The 16,872-nt window shown below is 72.0% G+C and carries 10 protein-coding genes; 2 read left to right on the top strand and 8 right to left on the bottom strand.

Annotated features, from left to right (window positions below; translation table 11 throughout):
* Positions 1-198 precede the first annotated feature (198 nt).
* The 3 genes from IPZ69_RS03045 to IPZ69_RS03055 form a co-directional block, all read right to left on the bottom strand.
* Entirely contained in the window at positions 199-1,731 is a 1,533-nt protein-coding gene (locus IPZ69_RS03045) for a glycoside hydrolase family 64 protein (RefSeq protein ID WP_235452064.1), read from the bottom strand.
* Between the two features lie 15 nt (positions 1,732-1,746).
* On the bottom strand, positions 1,747-3,180 hold the full coding sequence (locus tag IPZ69_RS03050; RefSeq protein WP_235452065.1) for a glycoside hydrolase family 16 protein: 1,434 nt from the start codon (positions 3,178-3,180) through the stop codon (positions 1,747-1,749).
* A 221-nt stretch (positions 3,181-3,401) separates the two neighbouring features.
* A complete protein-coding gene (locus tag IPZ69_RS03055; RefSeq protein WP_235452066.1) occupies positions 3,402-4,793 on the bottom strand; it encodes a glycoside hydrolase family 16 protein in 1,392 nt (463 codons plus the stop codon).
* Between the two features lie 388 nt (positions 4,794-5,181).
* On the opposite strand from IPZ69_RS03055, the gene IPZ69_RS03060 reads away from it, so the two are divergent.
* A complete protein-coding gene (locus IPZ69_RS03060) occupies positions 5,182-7,851 on the top strand; it encodes an FAD/NAD(P)-binding protein (RefSeq protein ID WP_235452067.1) in 2,670 nt (889 codons plus the stop codon).
* Between the two features lie 324 nt (positions 7,852-8,175).
* On the top strand, positions 8,176-9,471 hold the full coding sequence (locus IPZ69_RS03065) for a lipase family protein (RefSeq protein WP_235452068.1): 1,296 nt from the start codon (positions 8,176-8,178) through the stop codon (positions 9,469-9,471).
* Positions 9,472-9,538: 67 nt separating this feature from the next.
* Here IPZ69_RS03065 and IPZ69_RS03070 read toward each other — a convergent pair whose 3' ends face one another.
* From IPZ69_RS03070 to IPZ69_RS03090, 5 genes are read right to left on the bottom strand one after another with little or no spacing between them, the layout of a single operon-like run.
* Positions 9,539-10,381 carry a hypothetical protein gene (locus IPZ69_RS03070; RefSeq protein WP_235452069.1) on the bottom strand — a complete coding sequence of 281 codons (843 nt, stop codon included), beginning with the start codon at positions 10,379-10,381 and terminating at the stop codon, positions 9,539-9,541.
* Positions 10,381-12,057 carry a histidinol-phosphatase gene (locus IPZ69_RS03075; protein ID WP_235452070.1) on the bottom strand — a complete coding sequence of 559 codons (1,677 nt, stop codon included), beginning with the start codon at positions 12,055-12,057 and terminating at the stop codon, positions 10,381-10,383. The genes IPZ69_RS03070 and IPZ69_RS03075 overlap by 1 nt, the downstream gene beginning before the upstream one ends.
* Before the next feature lie 32 nt (positions 12,058-12,089).
* Entirely contained in the window at positions 12,090-13,940 is a 1,851-nt protein-coding gene (locus IPZ69_RS03080; protein ID WP_235452071.1) for a LamG-like jellyroll fold domain-containing protein, read from the bottom strand.
* A 57-nt stretch (positions 13,941-13,997) separates the two neighbouring features.
* Positions 13,998-16,001 (bottom strand): glycoside hydrolase family 2 TIM barrel-domain containing protein, encoded by a 2,004-nt coding sequence (locus tag IPZ69_RS03085; RefSeq protein WP_235452072.1) that lies wholly within the window; start codon positions 15,999-16,001, stop codon positions 13,998-14,000.
* Positions 16,001-16,864, bottom strand: a complete 864-nt coding sequence (locus IPZ69_RS03090; RefSeq protein WP_235452073.1) for a carbohydrate ABC transporter permease — start codon at positions 16,862-16,864, stop codon at positions 16,001-16,003. The genes IPZ69_RS03085 and IPZ69_RS03090 overlap by 1 nt, the downstream gene beginning before the upstream one ends.
* Between the last annotated feature and the right edge of the window lie 8 nt (positions 16,865-16,872).

Below are 16,872 nucleotides of genomic sequence, written 5' to 3' on the forward strand. Positions count from 1 at the left end.
TGCTCGCCCACACGGACCTGCCGATCGGCCGCGTGGGCGCGGCCGTCGGCTTCCCGGACGCGGCGAACTTCGCCATGTTCTGCCATGTTCTTCAGGGTTCTTCCATCTGCACGCCGGCCGGACGTCGGTGGCCTTCCGCGCCGGGCCGCGCTGAAAGGGGCGGACCGCGCGGCCCGCCCCCTCCTCACCGCTCGTGCATCACCAGCCGATGCCGAGCGTCAGCCCGGTCGGCGGGTTCGAGTTGCCCAGGATCTGCACCGACGACTGGTCGTTGACGTCGTCGTAGGGGAAGGCATAGGCACGCTTGTCGAGGCCGACGGTGTGCAGGAACGCCGCGTAGTCGTTCTTCACACTCCCGGTGTAGTAGGCGGACGGGGTGTACCAGGTCGAGGTGTCGAGGGCCACGCCCCGGTTGAACGCGGCGCAGAACTCCGCGCCCAGCTGGTGCTCGGGGTCGCTGCCCGAGGCCAGCGCGCCGGCGCAGGCCACGACGTCCGGGGAGGACGGCTTCTGAAGCGTGTAGGGGCCGGCGCCGTTCTTGGTGAAGGTGAGGGTGTTCCCGGCGACCTGCCCCGAGAAGGTCTCACCGAGCCGGGTCAGCTTGAAGGGATGGGTGGAGTAGTAGGACCAGGTCTGATCGATGTACTGCTGGAAGTGGTTCGCCTGGGAGCCTCCCGCGAGGAAGAGGTTCGAGGAGCGCGGCGCGATGATCCGGTACGTGTTCTGCAGCGGCTTGAAGGCCGCGCCCACCGAGGCGGCGTACTGCGACATGACCTGGGCGCGGGTCAGCGTGATGCCCCGCGTGGTGTCGTAGCCGCTGGAGGTCTGCGTCAGCCGCGAGGCCATCGGGAAGCCGAACTGGTCGACCTGGGTGGTGTTGCCACCGAAGGCCACCTGGCCGTAGACGTACGTGTACTCGTACCAGTCGTAGGAGACGTCGGTGTTGGGGTCGTTCGGGTTGCGCAGGTCGGGGCCGCCCCAGCCCTGGTCGTCCAAGGAGACCGGGATGTACAGCGGGGAGCCGAGGGAGATGTAGATCCGGCCGCCGCGGATCGACGTGGGGGAGGGGACCGAGCCGCCGGACTGGGCCATCGTGAACGACATGTTGGGGTAGTTCACACCGTTCTTGGTGAGATGGCCGGGCGCGTTCGCGTCGAAGTGGTTGATGTGGGCCATGGTCCCGTCGGACTTCATGTACGACCACTGGCCGGGCGTCACCTGACCGAGGACGGTGACGTAGACCTGTGAATCGGCGTACGTGCCACGGGTGTTGTTCCGGAAGGAGATCGGGAAGCTGCCGGTGCCGCCCCCGCCGCCACCCCCGCCTCCTCCTCCGCTGCCGACGGTGTGGGTGAAGTGCGGGGTGTCGTAGAGCGGACCGCTCTTTTCGTACGTGAACCAGTACTCCAGGGTGAAGCCGCTCGGCAGGCCGCTGACGTTCTGCTGCCAGGTGCCGGCGCTGTTCGTCATCCGGAAGTTCTGCTGGCCGGCGCTGGGAGACAGGTAGTGCACGTCGACGAGCGACGCGGGTGTGGCCGGCTTGAACCAGATCTGCACCGAGCCGGAGCCGGTCGGGGTGATGCCCTGGGTGTAGTCGGTGGCGGCACTCGCGGGTACCGCCCCGGCCAGGCCGAACGCCAGCACCGTGAGGAGGGCGGTCAGGACGGCGGTGGCCAGCCGCCCGACCTCGGAGTGTGACGCGGCCGGCCCGGCCGGGGAGCATGTGATCATTGGTCAACTCCCCTTTCAGTGACCGAAGTCGAACCAGTTGACGTTCACGAAGTCGGCCGGCTGGCCGCTGGTGAAGGTCAGATAGACGTCGTGGGTGCCGGTGACGGAGCTGATGTTCGCCGGTACCGTCTTCCAGCTCTGCCAGCCACCGGTGTTGGCGACGGCGAAGCTGCCGATGGGGGAACTCGTCCGGCTGTCCAGGCGGACCTCCACCAGGCCGCTGACTCCGCCGGCCGCACCGCTGGCGACCCGGCCGTAGAACTGCCGGGCCGCCGTGGAACCGAAGTCGACGCCCTTGTAGAGCGCCCAGTCGCCGTTCGCGAGGGAGCCGATGTCCTGGCCGCCGCCCGAGTCGGTGGTCGCCTCGGTGCTCGTGCCACCCTGGCCGTCGTAGGACTCGGCCTGGATGGCGCTGTACGCGTCACGGTTGCCGGACGGCGGCGGGGTCGTACCGCCGCCACCCCCGTCGCCGCCGCCGGTCGACTGCAGGACCTGGACGTAGTCGACCAGGAGCGGGTGGCCGGGGTCGGTGCCGCCGTCGGGCCCGCCGCCGAAGGCCGCCGGGAACTCGCCGCCCATCGCGACGTTCAGGATGACGAAATAGCCGTGGTTGGTGGCGTTGGCCCAGGTCGTCGCGTCGACCTGGTTCTGCCGCACCGTGTGGAAGTTGACCCCGTCGAGGTAGAAGCGCATCTCCTCGGGGCTGGTCGACCGGTCCCATTCGACGGCGTAGGTGTGGAAGCCGCCCTGGCAGGTCGTGCCTGCGCAGACCTTCTGGCCGCCGATGCCGGACTTCTCGTTGCAGGGGCCGCCCGGGCTGGTGCCGCAGTGCATCGTGGCCCACTCGTTGTTGATGCCCTGGACGTTCTCCATGATGTCCAGCTCGCCGACGCCGGGCCAGTTCCACCAGTTGCCGCGGTAGGGGGCGCCCAGCATCCAGAAGGCGGGCCAGTAGCCCTTGGCGGCGGCGCCGGTCACGTTCGGCATCTGGAGCCGTGCCTCGACGCGCAGCTTGCCGCCGGCGGGCGGCTGGAAATCGGAACGCGTCGTCTCGATGCGGCCGGACGTCCAGTTGCCCGCACCGTCGCGGCGTGGCGTGATCCTGAGGTTTCCGGCGCCGTCGAGCGAGACGTTGTTGGTGCTGGAGGTCATCGTCTCGACCTCGCCGGTGCCGAAGCCCGCGGGGCCGCCGGGATAGCTCGTACCCGTCGTGTACTGCCAGTTGGCGGTGTTGATGCCTGATCCGGCGGCCCCGTTGAAGTCGTCCAGGAAGACCTGGGACCAGCCGGAGGGGGGTGGGGGAGCGGAGGCGTTCGCGGGCAGCGTCGCGGCTGTGGCCGCGGCCGCGGCCAGGCTCAGCGTGCCCAGTACGGCGACGAGCACGCGCCGCAGGGAACGGCGTCTGCCGGATGAGCCGGATGAGCCGAGTGTGCCGGAAGTTTCACTCATGGGTGCCTCTTCGCGTACGGAGTGGGGTGCGCGGGTGCCTTTTTGAGAGCGCTCTCAAGGCGCTGCGCGGCCAATGTGCTCCCCGTCACTCCGACCGTCAAGAGGTGAAGGCGAGAAAGTCCGTACGGCCTACGAGAGTTCACGCCTTGAAGAAAATCGTGAGGGCGTGCGTGAAAGGCGGGTCCCGGCACCTCGCCGGGATCCGCCGCGCGGCTCTCCTGTCAGTGACCGAAGTCGAACCAGTTCACGTTCACGAAGTCCGCCGGCTGACCGCTGGTGAACGTCAGATACACGTCATGGGTGCCGGTGACGGAACCGATGTTCGCCGGTATCGTCCGCCACGTCTGCCAGCCGCCGGTGTCGGCCAGGGCGAAGCTGCCGATGGGGGAGTTGCTGCGGCTGTCGAGGCGTACCTCGACCAGACCGCTCACCCCGGAGGCGGCGCCGCTCGCCACCCGGGCGTGGAACTGGGTGGCCGGCGTGGAGCCGAAGTCGACACCCTTGTACAGCGCCCAGTCGCCGCCTGCGAGCCAGCCGATGTTCTGGCCGCCGCCGGTGTCCGACGTGGCCTCGGTGCCCACGCCGGACTGGCTGTCGTAGGACTCGGCCTGGATGGTGCCGTAGGCGTCCCGGCCGCCGGACGGCGGAGGTGTGGTACCGCTCCCACCGTCCGCCGACTGGAGCACCTGGACGTAGTCGACGACCATCGGGCGGCCGGACGCGGTGTCGCCGTCCAGGCCGCCGCCGAGCGCGTCCGGGAAGGCGCCGCCCATCGCCACGTTGAGGATGACGAAGTAGCCGTGGTTGGTGGCGTTGGCCCAGGTCGTCGCGTCGACCTGGTTCGCCGTCACCGTGTGGTAGTTGACGCCGTCGACGGAGAAGCGGATCGCCTCGGGGCTGACCGAGCGGTCCCACTCCATCGTGTAGGTGTGGAAGCCGGACTGGCAGGTGCTGCCCGGGCAGGCGATGTTGTTGCCGATGCCGGTGGTCTCGTTGCAGGGGCCGCCGGGGTTGGTGCCGCAGTGCATCGTGGCCCAGACCTTGTTCAGGCCCTGGACGTTCTCCATGATGTCGAGCTCGCCGACGCCGGGCCAGTTCTGGTAGTTGCCGCGGTACGGCGCCCCGAGCGTCCAGAACGCGGGCCAGTAGCCCTCGGCGGCCGTGCCGGTGACGTTCGGCATCTGGAGGCGGGCCTCGACGCGCAGCTTGCCGCCGGACGGGGGCTGGAAGTCGGTGCGGTTGGTCTCGATGCGGCCCGACGTCCAGTTGCCGGCCCCGTCGCGCAGCGGGGTGATCCGGAGGTTGCCGTTGCCGTCGAGCGAGACGTTGTTCGTGCTGGACGTCATCGTCTCGACCTCGCCGGTGCCCCAGTGCGCGGGGCCTCCGGGGTACGAAGTGCCGGTGTCGTACTGCCAGTTGGCCGTGTTGACGCCGGAGCCGGCGGAGCCGTTGAAGTCGTCCAGGAAGACCTGGGTCCAGCCGGACGGGGGCGTGGGCGCGGAGGCGTTGGCCGGCAGGGTGGCGGCCGTGGCCGCGACGGCCGCCAGGCCGATCGTGGCGAGGACGGCGACGAGGGCCCGCCGCCGTCTGGGGATACCGGAGGTTTCACTCATGGGGGTGCCTCTCGGGTGCGGGGGAGTTGCGGGGGTTCCCTTGAGAGCCGGGCTTGAGAGCGCTCTCAAAGTGGGCCCAATGTGCTCTCCGCTCCTTCGGCCGTCAAGACTTGAATCAAAGAAAGTCCTTGTTTCTCAGTGGAGTTCATCCGGCGAAGCCACCCGCGTACGGCACGGCGCTGCCCGCCTTCGAGCCCGCCCCAGGACGGATTCCAGCCGTTCAGGCCGGTACCGCCGCCCGGGATTCGGGTGAGGACCCGCGGACGACACGGCCAAAAAGTGCGGTTGCCCCTGTCTATCCCGGTGTGAACGAGGTATGAACAGCCGACCGGCGTCCTGCTTTTCCCGGTGGGATCCCGCGCCCCGTACAGCATTTCCGGAGGTATCCGTGACCGAAGTCCGCAAGCGGCACACCGTGGCCGTCGTCGGAGCAGGCGCGGCGGGCACACTGACCGCCGTTCAGCTCTGCGAGACGGCGTCGCGCCGCCGGACTCCCCTCGACGTCGTCCTGATCGACCCGGCCCCGGAGGCGGGCCGGGGCACCGCCTACGCCACACCCGACCCGCGGCACCGCCTCAACGTGCCCGCCGGCAACATGAGCGCCTACCCCGACGACCCCGGCCACTTCACCCGCTGGCTGTGCCGGCACGGCGAACCCGAGGTCACCGGCGCCGACTACGCCACCCGCTACCGCTACGGCGCCTATCTCGCCGACACGCTCGGCCAGGCCGTCGTCCGCGCCCACGGCACGGTCGCCGTACGCCGTCTGCGCACCCGCGCGGAGAGCTGCGGCGCCACCCCCGACGGCCGGGTGGAACTGCGCCTGGCCGACGGGACACTGCTGGCCGCCGACGCCGCCGTCCTCGCCACCGGACCCGCCGGACCGGCCGCCGCCTGGGTGCCGCCCGCCCTGCGCGACTCGCCCCGCTTCGTCGGCGCGCCGTGGACGCCGGGTGCGCTGGACGGAGCGCGGGAGAGCACCGAGGCCGTGCTGCTCGTCGGGACCGGTCTGACCGCCGTCGACCTCGCGCTGACCCTCGACCGGCCCGGCCGCAGCGTGCACGCCCTCTCCCGCAACGGACTGCTGCCCCAGCCGCACACGCTGCGCCCGGCCGGTGTGATGCCCGCCCCGGCGGACCTGTCCGACACCTCGCTGGCACGGCTGCGCCGGGCGGTCTACCGCCATCTCAGCCGTTCGGTCCGCACCCACGGCGACTGGCGCCCCGGCCTCGACAGCCTCCGCCCGCACACCCCCCGACTGTGGCGCAGTCTCTCGCCCGAGGAGCGCGCGGAGTTCCTCGCCCGCGAGGGCGCCCTGTGGAACACCCACCGCCACCGCATGGCCCCCGCCACCGCCGAGCACGTCTCCCGCGCGCGGACCGCGCGGCGCCTGCACGTGCACACCGGCACGGTCGCCCGGGTGACCGCGCCGGACGACGGCCCGGTCGCCGTCGAGCTCTCCAACGGCCGTACCCTGCACGTGGGTTGGGTGATCGACTGCACCGGTCCCGGGCGGCTGCCGGACGGCCCGCTGTGGAGTTCGCTGTTCGCGGGCGGTACGACGGTGCCCGGTCCGCTGGGCATGGGTGTCGCCACCCGCGACGGCCGGCTCCTCGACGCGAGCGGCGCCGCCGGGCTCCCGCTGTTCACGCTCGGCGCTCCACGCCGCGGCGAGCTCTGGGAGACCACCGCCATCCCCGAAATCCGGGTCCAGGCAGCCGAGTTGGCCCAGCAGCTGCTGGCGCCGCTCGCCCCCCGGCGCCGTACCACCCGGCGCCCCGTCGACGGGCACGGACTGGCCCTGTCCACCCACGCCGAGGCGGCCACCGCCTACCGCAGCGGGCTCGACCGGGTCCTCAAGGTCCGCTCCGGCGCCCGGGACGCCTTCGCCCGCGCGGTGGCCCTCGACCCCGGCTTCGCCCTCGGTCACGCCTCGCTCGCCCTGCTGGGCCACGAGTGCGGCGCCGCCGTCGACGTGCCCCGGGCCCTCGCCGACGCCCAGCGCTCGGCCCGCGAACGGGCCGACGAGCGCGAGCGGTCCTTCGTGGACGTGGTCACGCGCCGGGTCACCGGCGACGACGGGGACGAGGCACTCGTACGCCATCTGCGGGAGCACCCCGGCGACGCGCTGGCGCTCGCCGCCGCCGTGCCCACCATCGCCTTCTCCGGCGTGAGCGACCTGCACGACGACGACGCGCTCGGCCTGCTCGACGTGACCTCACCGGCCTACGACGGGCACTGGTTCCACACCTCGCTGCTCGCCTTCCTGCGCCAGGGACAGGGCCGGCTGCACGAGGCGGGCGAGCTCGCCCACCGGGCGCTGGCCACCGAGCCCGCCTCCGGGCACGCGGTGCACGCCCTCGCGCACGTGCACTACGAGTCCGGCGCGCACGAGGCGGGCCGCGACTGGCTGGAGAAGTGGGTGACGGGGCGGGGCCGCGGCGCGGTCCACCGGGCGCACTTCTCCTGGCACATCGCCCTGCACGAACTCGCCCTGGACGACCCGGCGGCGGTCCGCAGGCGCTGGTTCGCCCAGCTCGCGCCCGGCCGGGTGACCGGGGTGCGGGCGCTGGTCGACTCGGGGTCGCTTTTGTGGCGGGCGCGGCTGAGCGACAGCTGGCGGGGCGACCTGCCCGCGACCGACGTGCTGGACGCCGTCGAGCGCGAGGTGCTGGAGCGGCCCGCGACCGCGTTCACCGCGCTGCACGCGGCCGTCGCCCTGACCGCCGCCGGGGACCTGCCCGCCCTGCGCCGGCTGCGCGACCACGCGGCCGGCGCGGATCCGGTGCAGCGGGAGGTCGTCGCGCCGCTGTGCGAGGCGTTCGCAGCGCTCGTCGAGGAGCGCTTCTGGGAGGCGGCCCGCGGACTCGACGCGCTGCTGCCCGTGCTGCGCCGGGTCGGCGGCAGCGCGGCCCAGCGCGAGGTGGTCGAGGAGACGCTGCTGTACGCGCTGGTGGCGGCCGGCCGCTGCGACGCGGCCCGCCGTCTGCTGGACGCCCGCCTCGACCGCAAACCGGCGCCCCGCGACCGGCGGTTGCTGGCCACCCTGCCCGGCTGACCCGGCACCCGTCTCCACCGGGCCCCGATCCGAGAACGAGTCGGACTCGGGGCCCTCTGGGTTCGTACACGTTCCTCGCCCCGGACAGGGGCACACTCCGGGCGGGCCGCGCACCCTCGCGCCGCACGAAAGCCCGGGTCACAAGCGCGGAACGAATGGTTCCGTACCCGGTGCTCGGCATATGCGGCGCTAGTCACGGGCGGACAGCCGCGTCCCCGATGTTCATCATCCTTTAACTATCAGCGCTTACCTACGTCTCCGTAACCTCACGGCCTGCTCAGCTTCACGTGCCTCTTCACCCCACAGAAGGGACGTACCGAGGTGATGTCACGCAGGTTGAGGAAACCACTGCCCAGACGAGCCGCACTCGTCGCCGCCACCGCCCTGCTCGGCGGACTGCTGACGGTGCCGGCGGTCTCCGCCGCCGCCGGGACACCGCGGGTGTGCGACGCCGCGGACGCCGACATCTACCGGCCCCCGGACCGCGCGAGCGCCGCGCCCGGTGCCGTCGTCGCGTGCCGCCGCGTCGACTCCCTCCCCATGGTGGTCGGCGCACCGCCGCTGGACGCCTGGAAGGTGCAGTACGGCTCCACCGACGGACGGGGCCGGCGGGTCGTCGTGGCCGGCACCGTCGTCGTACCGCGCAAGCCCTGGACCGGGCCAGGCGAGCGGCCGTTGGTCGCCTTCGTGCCCGGCACCCTGGGCATCGGGCCGCAGTGCGCGTTCTCCAAACAGCTCGCCGGCGAGTACCAGGACGCCTACGAGGGTCCGAACCTCGCGGCGCTGCTCAACGCCGGCTACGCCGTCGCCGCGACCGACGGCCAGGGGTACCTGGACGGCCAGGTCCATCCGTACGCGGTCGGCGCCGAGGCGGGCCACGCCACCCTCGACATGGCCCGCGCCGCCTCCCGGGTGCCCGGCAGCGGGGTCAGCCCCCAGGCGCCGGTGGGCATGTGGGGCTACTCGGAGGGCGGCTCCGGCAGCCTGTGGGCGGCCCAGCTGGCCCGCTCGTACGCGCCCGAACTGAACGTCGTCGGCTCGGCGTCCGGCGGCATCCCCGCCGACCTCAAGCAGGTGGCGCGCAACCTCGACGGGCAGTTCTTCGCCGGGTTCCTGATGGACGCGTTCATCGGTCTGTCCGTCACGCATCCGGACCTGCCGTTCGACGAACTCCTCGACGACGACGGCCGCAAGGCGGTACAAAACGCCGAGTCGTCGTGCGCCGTCGGCACGGTCGCGCGGTTCGCGGGCGCCCGGATCGAGCGGTACACCAAGGGCGGGCTGACGCTCGACCAGATCTACGCCCTGCACGCACCCGACGGCACGACATGGAGCGAGGCCGTCGACGAGAACAAACTCGGGACCGGCGTGGGCGCACCGGGCTCAGGCGCCCGCTACCAGATCGGCTTCCCCGTCCTGCAGTACCGCGGAATCCTCGACGAGGTGATCCCCGCCGAGACCGCCGACGCCACCCGCCGCGCCTACTGCGCCGCCGGCATCACCACCCAGTGGACGCCGTACCTCGGTGACCACCTCTCCGGCGACCCGCAGACGATCGGCGACGTCGTGAACTGGCTCGGGGACCGCTTCGAGGGGAGGAGCACGAAGGGCAACTGCTGACCCGGGCCACGAGCACCGCGGACGGCGGCGGGAGACCCGCCGCCGTCCTGCGGCGTCCGTCGCGGATCTACTGCAGGCGGTACGAGTAGACGGTCGTCGCCACCGCGCACACCCCCGGCGGGATCACCTCCGCGCGCAGGGTGCCCGACTTCGTGTCGTAGTCGACGCCCTCCGCCTCGAAGGTGCCCGTGCAGATGCTGGACTGGGGCACGGCGAACAGGCTCCGCACCGAACCGGTGACCGGCTTTCCGTCGAGCCGGTGCGGGAGGTCGACCTGGAGCAGTGGCCGGATCTCGGGGAACAGCGCGCCCGAGGCGTCGTCCGAGGCGCACACCAGACGGGTGTCGGTGACGAAGTCGCAGCCCTGGATGTCGCGCACCGGCCGGTCCAGGGTGATCTGGCCCGCCTCCGGCAGGTCGCCGCCTCTGGCCGGGGTGGACGGGTTGAGCAGGGGAGCGGGGAAGACCTGGAGCCTGCTCTGGTCACCCCACTCGCCCGACACCAGCCACTGCCCGTCGGGGGAGACGGTGGCGAAGGAGTTGTTCACCTTCTCGCCCGGGTTCAGCCGGTGGGTGTAGTCGTAGCGCTGACCGGACGGCGTGGTGACCGCGTACATCTTCGACGTGGCCGAGTCCGCGCCCTGGTAGGCGTCGAAGACGTAGCCGCGCGCGATGTCCGGGTCGCCGACGTGGTTCCAGCCCTTGATCCGCAGGTCCAGCGGGATGTCCAGGAGCCCGCGGTACAGCAGGGAGCCGTCCGCGCGGTCCGCGAGTCCCTGCCCGCCGCCGAGGGTGTCCGTGTACGACGTTCCGGTCTGCGCCCAGTGCGGTTCCCCGGCCGCGAAGGCGCTCGGGGTCCCGAGGGTCAGGGCGGCCGCTAAAGCGGTGAGGGTGAGCAGCTGACGCTTCATCAACAACCTTTCACGTCCACGAAGATGGGGTTGGAATAGAACCATGTGTCGACCCACGGGTCACCATTGCCGGGCTCGTGCGCGATCGGGCCGTGCGGGTCGACGGACGCGCCCAGAAGGCCCGCGCCGTGCCGGTTGCCGTCGCTGCCGCGCAGCCGCACGTAGAAGGACTCGTCACCGGCGGTCAGCGGGATGCGCAGGGTGTACGTCCCCGTGCGGCCGCTGACGTCCTTGGACCGCACGACCTTGGTGTCGGGCGCCTGCCAGGTGTCGCGGTCCCTCACCGGGCCGCGCACCGCGCCCCGGATCACGTCCACGTGCGCCAACTCGGGCAGGATGCCGTGCGGGTTGGGCCGGGAGGCGGTGGTCACCGTGACGTACAGCGTGAGCCGCTCGCCCTTGCGGACGCGCAGCCGGCCGCCGAGGGTGACGCCCCGCTCGCCGTCGCAGTCCCGCTTCAGCCGGACGTCGAGCCCGTCGAGCAGGTGCCCGTGGTCGAGCCAGACGCGGCCCGCGCGCAGGCCCGCCATCACGGCGCGGTAGCCGTAGCGGGTGACGCCGACGTGGGTGCGGCTGAACTCGCCGGGCCAGAAGTCGCTGCCCGGCTGCGGGGTGTCGGTGTCGACCGGGTCGGGCAGCCGTCCGGTGTTGTCGAAGTTCTGGCCGGGCGGCCAGTCGCCGTTCTTCCAGGTGTCGAAGACGACCCGGTGGACGTCGGAGTTGGTGGTGACGGAGAACAGCCGGCCCTCGGCGAGCATCGCGTCCCACAGGCCGCCCACGGTCGCCGTCGCCCAGTCGAAGCCGCCGTAGGTGACGTAGGCCTCCGCCGGGTAACCGGCCCAGGAGTTGGCGGACGGTTTGTTCTCGTACTCGCCGCGGATCGACGTGGTCGCGCCGCGCCAGCCGGGGATGGCCGCGCCCTGGGCGCCGGGCGCGCCCTCCATGCCGATCATGATCTCGGGCGCGGCGTCCCGCCAGTTGCGCAGCTCGTGCGGGGAGTCGATGCCGAGGCGCAGCGGGTGGTTGGCGAGGACCAGGACGTCGTCGACGTAGCCGGTGCGGCGCTGCTCGGCCAGCCACTGGATGGCCTTGACCGCGTGGGCCTCGTTGCGGGCGGTGTTCGGGTTGTCCGGGGCGCCGTCGGTGTAGCCGAGCAGCTTGCCGTCGTAGGCGAGCTCGAACTGCGTGAGCAGGTCGACCTCGTGGGGGCCGGGCGCGGCGAAGATCGTGGCGTGCTCGGCGCCCGGGATGTACCACTCCAGGCCCTGGAAGATCAGCTGGCGCGGGTTGGCGGCGCGCGCCTTGACGATCTCCTCGTGCTCCAGCTGGGCGCCGTAGCGGGCGTGCCCGAAGTTGGAGTGCTCGTTGAACACCATCCAGTCCAGGCCGTACCGGGCGGCGGCGCCGGCGATCTGGGCGAACGTGTACTTGGCGTCGTGGCTGTAGACGGAGTGGACGTGGTGGTCGCCGACGACGTAGGCGAGACGCGGGTCGCTCCCGCCCAGGGCGGGGCCGCGCCCGGCGGCCAGCGCCGGGGTCGCCGCCGAGCCCAGGGCGAACGCGGCGCCGAACAGGCCCGCGCGGCGCAGGAGATGGCGTCTCGACACGCCCTGGGGGTCGAGGCTCGCGGGGGAGACGGACGGGTCGGCCCAGGAGGGCAGCTGCTGCTCGGTCATGGTGATCCTCGGGGAGGTCCGCGGACAGGGGGTCAGTGGTTCATGAACGACGTGACCGGCAGCGCCCGTTCGACGATCCGGACGTCGCCGAGCCGGCCGTGCAGGATCTGGTCGATCTTCCCGCCGTACTCGTAGCCGCCGACCAGCCACGGCAGCCCGGCCGAGGCGAGCCCTACGGCGGGCGCGTGCGGGTTGCGGGCCACGGGGCAGCCCTGGACGTACATCGTCGTGTGCCGTCCGTCGTTGACCACGGCGACGTGCCACCAGGTCTCCCGCGCGGTCTCGTCACCCCAGTTGGTGGCGAGCTGCTGCTGGTTGAGCGGCCGGGCCGCCCACTGCGGACCGGGCCCGTCGGAGACGGACAGCGTGGCGAGCGGCTCGTCCGGATCGTCCGTGGACGGCCCGGCGGTCCCGTTGCGGCCGGCCCGGCCGACCAGCCCGGACCAGGCGTTGTGCGAGGCGTCCCAGTCCGTCGGCAGCCAGTAGAAGGCCTCGATGGTGTAACCGGAGCGGAGGGTGGCCGAGTTGAGCGGCGCTCCGTCGACCGTGCGCAGGTAGGCGCCCCGCAACGGGGACTTGTAGCCCTGGAACTCCAGGCTGCCGTGGCCCGGCTGGTCCGGGTGGTGCGCGGCGGACCACACGAGCCGGCCCTCGCCCACCGTGACCGGGACCAGGTCGTTGCCCCGCCCGGACAGGTCGCGGACCGTGCCGGTGAGGGCGGCGCCGTCCTCGTGGCCGTCGAAGCGCCAGTAGGCGACCGTGCCCGGGACGAGCATCCGCGCCACGGGACGCGCCGGACGCGGCGGCACCGGCACGAAGCCGGAGAACCGCTTCTCGAAATCGATGTCGACGGAGAACCGGTCCGCGGTGCCGGACAGTTCCATCTCCTGCCGCTCCAGCTCGTTCAGCCCCTGGGCGGCCCGGCCCAGGATCCACGGCGACAGCGTCTCGACGTCGATGGTCTCGCGGTCGAGGTCGAAGTGGTAGAGGCGGATCATCGCCGCGCCGCCGAAGTAGCGGTTCTGGTAGTTCGTCAGGTGCAGGTGGACGTCGTTGCCCGCCGCGTTCTTGCGGATCGCCCGCCCGGCCGGCCAGTAGTGGCCGTTGAGGGTGAGGAAGATCTGGTCGTGGTCCTCGATCAGCTGGTCCCACAGTTGCTGACCGTGGTCCGACAGCGCGTCGTCCGCCGCGACCAGTTCGTGCGTGGTGAGCACGACCGGCGTCCTGGGGTGCCGGGCCAGGACCTCCTTCGCCCAGGCGTAACCCTGCGCCGACGGCCGCCAGTCGAGCGCGAGCACCATCCACTCCCGCCCGGCCGCGCGGAAGAGGTGGAAGGTGTTGTAGCCGTCCGGGGAGGCACCGCCGAAGGTGGGCTTGCCCTGGAAGCGCCGCGGACCGAACGTGTCCAGGTACGGCGTCGGGCCGCGCTGGTCGTCCGTCGAGGACCGTACGTCGTGGTTGCCCGCGAGGACGCTGTAGCCGACGCCGCGCCGGTCGAGCAGCCCGAACGCCTCGCCGATCGCGGCGCATTCCTCCTTGGCGCCGTTCTGCGTGAGGTCGCCGAGGTGGGACAGGAAGACGATGTTGTCGTCCCGGCCGTGCTCCAGCAGATAGCGCAGCGAGGCCTCGATCGGCTTCTTGTCGATGCTGGGCCCGTCGAACAGGTACTGGGTGTCGGGCATCACCGCGAGCGTGAAGCGGCGGCTCTCGGCGTCGGGCCGCCACGCGGAGGCCGTCTCGGCGGTGGCCGCCTCCGCGGTGGCCGGGAGGACGGCACCGGCCGTGGCGGCGGCACCCAGCAGCGCGGTGGCCCTCAGGAAACTGCGTCGTCCGGCACCGGCCTGCGCGGCCTCGCCCTGGGCATGGTCATGCGACGTACACACGTGTGCTCCGTAAAGGTGGCAGTAGAGGTGGCGGAGGTGGCAAAGGGAGGAGGAGGTTCAGAGAGCGCGCAGCGTCCAGGTCCAGCGGTGGACGCCCGGTGCGACGAGGTGGGACGGCGAGGTGTCGGGGCCGCACGAGGCCGTACCCAGCCCCCGGTGCGCCGCGTCCAGGTGCACCACGCACCCGGGGCGCGGGACCAGTTCGTCGTGGTGGGTGGCGGAGGTCAGGTCCTCGGCGCGGTACCGGGTGACGGACACCTGGCGTGGTTCGTCCAGTTCGACCGCGAGCCCGGTGGCGTCCGGCGCCGACAGCGTGAAGCGGCGTACGCCGTGCCGGCCGCCGCTCTCCTGCGGCCGTAGATACGGGGTGAACAACTCGTCCACGCGCACCGCGTGGTGGCCGACGGGCGCGCCCGCACTGCGGTCCGGGTACGACTCCCAGGGTCCCTGCCCGAACCACTCCAGCAGGTCCTGCCCTGACACCGTCTCGAACACCGAGCCGACCCGTGCCACGTCGTCGAACTCGGCGGGCAGCTCGGCCGTTTCGGCCACGCGGACGCCGCCCGCGAGGGGCGTGAACTCCTGCCGGTGCCGGACGACGCCGACCGCGCCGGCGTACTCCGCGAGCACGGTCACCCGGTCGTCGTCCCGCCGTACCGACACCACCTTGCGGACCAGGGAGTCGAGCCCCCACCCGCGCCAGCGCCGGGCGATGCCGCCCAGCTCGTCGTTGTCGGTGGGCGCCCGCCACAGGGACAGGGTGGGGCCGGCGGTCAGCAGCGGGTGGATCAGCAGGCCCTCCCCGTCCACCTCGACGCCACGGTGCGCCGCCGGGGGCTCGCCCGCGGGGGCGGTGGCCGCCCGCAGCCGCACCTGCGGCGTGCACACCCGCGTACCGCGCGGCGCCCACGGCAGGTCCTCGGCCGTGGTCACCCGCAGCGTCAGCCAGGCCTCGCCGCCGTCGTGCGGCACGGCGAAGGGAAGCGGCACCGCGGCCGTCTGGCCCGGCCGCAGGTCGGGCAGCTCGGCGGGTGCGGTCAGGGTGCGGCCGTCGGCCAGGGACAGCTCCCAGCGCCCCGCCAGCCATTCCAGGCCGCGGAAGTGCTGGTGGTTGGAGAGGACGATGCCCTCGTGCCGGAAGCAGGCGATCCGCACCGGCGCCGCGAGTTCCCGGTGCTCGTACAGCACGGGCTTCGGGGTACGGTCCGGGAAGACGACCCCGTCCGCGATGAACGCGCCGTCGTGGATGGTCTCGCCGAAGTCGCCGCCGTACGCCCACCGGTACCCGGGCGCGGCGACACCGTTGTCATAGAGTCCGGCGCCCGCGCGCCCTGCCGGTCTTCCGTCGCTCACGCGCTGCAGAATTCCGTGGTCCCAGAACTCCCAGATGAAGCCGCCCTGAAGACCCGGGGTGGACTCGATGGCAGCCCAGTGGTCGGCGAGCGTGCCGTTGCTGTTGCCCATCGCGTGCGAGTACTCGCACAGGATGAGCGGTTTGGTCTGCCGACCGGACAGCGCGTGCGCCACGCAGTCCTCGATCGGCGCGTACATGGGGCAGGCGATGTCGGAGGCCGAGTCCGGGTCCGCCCAGCCGCGCTTGGCCGCGCCCCCCGACAGGTCGAACTCGGCGGCCAGGTGCGAGTCCTTGGAGATGCCCACGGGCCGCTCGTCGACCTGGACCAGGAGCACGCTCTCGGCGGCCCCGACCTGGAGCACGATCCGCCGGCCCGTCCAGTCGGCCGGGATGTCCACCGCACGCTCGTAGACGCCCGTCGGATTGGCCGCGGGCGCCAGCGGCGGAAACTCGGCGAACGGCATGCGGACGTTCGTGTACCGCGGCAGGTCGTCCGTGTCCTGCAGCGTCCACGCGCCGGGGACGCGGGCCGTCGACCAGGTGCCGTCGGCCGGCGCGTCCGGCGCCGGCAGCAGCCGGAACCGCCAGTCGCCGTCCAGGGACACCGCCCCCGGCCGACGGTCGACGGCACTCATCGGCAGCCGCCCCCAGGAGGTCACCTCGGGTGCCTCCCAGGGGCGCAGGGCGATCAGGGGATCGCGGGACATCAGCGGATGGCCCCCTTGGCGAGGTCGCCGATGATCTGCCGGGCGCCGACCGCGAACACGATCAGCAGCGGGACGAGGGCGAGCAGGGCGCCGGTCATCACCATGCCGTAGTCGGTCGTGCCGTGGGTGCCGTTGAGCTGGGACAGCGCGACCTGGAGGGTCACGTTGTCCGGGTTGGTGAGGGCGATCAGGGGCCAGGCGTAGTCGTTCCATTGGCCCATGAAGGTGAAGATGCCGAGGAAGGCCAGCCCCGGCCGGACCACCGGGAGCGCCACGTGCCAGTACTGGCGCAGGAAGCTCGCCCCGTCGATCCGGGAGGCGTCCAGGAGTTCGTCGTGGATGGCGCCCTTCATGTACTGGCGCATCCAGAAGATGCCGAACGCGTTGGCCGCCGCCGGGACGATCAGCGAGGTCATCGTGCCGATCCAGCCGAGCTTCGCCATGATCACGAACTGCGGGATGGCGGCGAGCTGCGCCGGCACCATGAAGATGGCCATCAGCAGGGCGAACAGCACGTTCTTGCCGGGGAAGTCGAACTTGGCGAAGACGAAGGCCGCCAGCGAGTCGAAGAACAGGACCAGGAAGGTCACCGAGCCCGCCACCAGCAGGGAGTTGAACATCGAGCCGAAGAAGTCGATGTTGTCGAAGAGGTGCCGGGCGTTCTCCAGGAAGTGGGAGCCCGGCAGCAGCTTCGGCGGGTAGGAGAAGATGTCCGACGTCGTGTGCGTCGACATGATGACGGCCCAGTAGAACGGGAAGGCCGACAGCAGCAGTCCGACGATCAGGACGGAGTGCAGGGCGATGCCCCGGCTCCGGGTGCCCTTCACGGCCCTGGGCCTGCGTGTGCCTGGGATGGTTGCCATGGTGAGCG

Origin of the sequence: Streptomyces olivochromogenes (assembly GCF_021538895.1) — a bacterium.
Lineage (GTDB): Bacteria > Actinomycetota > Actinomycetes > Streptomycetales > Streptomycetaceae > Streptomyces > Streptomyces olivochromogenes_A.

Coding starts and splice junctions, on each gene's coding strand:
- IPZ69_RS03045 (WP_235452064.1), bottom strand. CDS start 1,731: ATGATCACATGCTCCCCGGCCGGGCCGGCCGCGTCACACTCCGAGGTC.
- IPZ69_RS03050 (WP_235452065.1), bottom strand. CDS start 3,180: ATGAGTGAAACTTCCGGCACACTCGGCTCATCCGGCTCATCCGGCAGA.
- IPZ69_RS03055 (WP_235452066.1), bottom strand. CDS start 4,793: ATGAGTGAAACCTCCGGTATCCCCAGACGGCGGCGGGCCCTCGTCGCC.
- IPZ69_RS03065 (WP_235452068.1), top strand. CDS start 8,176: ATGTCACGCAGGTTGAGGAAACCACTGCCCAGACGAGCCGCACTCGTC.
- IPZ69_RS03070 (WP_235452069.1), bottom strand. CDS start 10,381: ATGAAGCGTCAGCTGCTCACCCTCACCGCTTTAGCGGCCGCCCTGACC.
- IPZ69_RS03075 (WP_235452070.1), bottom strand. CDS start 12,057: ATGACCGAGCAGCAGCTGCCCTCCTGGGCCGACCCGTCCGTCTCCCCC.
- IPZ69_RS03085 (WP_235452072.1), bottom strand. CDS start 16,001: ATGTCCCGCGATCCCCTGATCGCCCTGCGCCCCTGGGAGGCACCCGAG.
- IPZ69_RS03090 (WP_235452073.1), bottom strand. CDS start 16,864: ATGGCAACCATCCCAGGCACACGCAGGCCCAGGGCCGTGAAGGGCACC.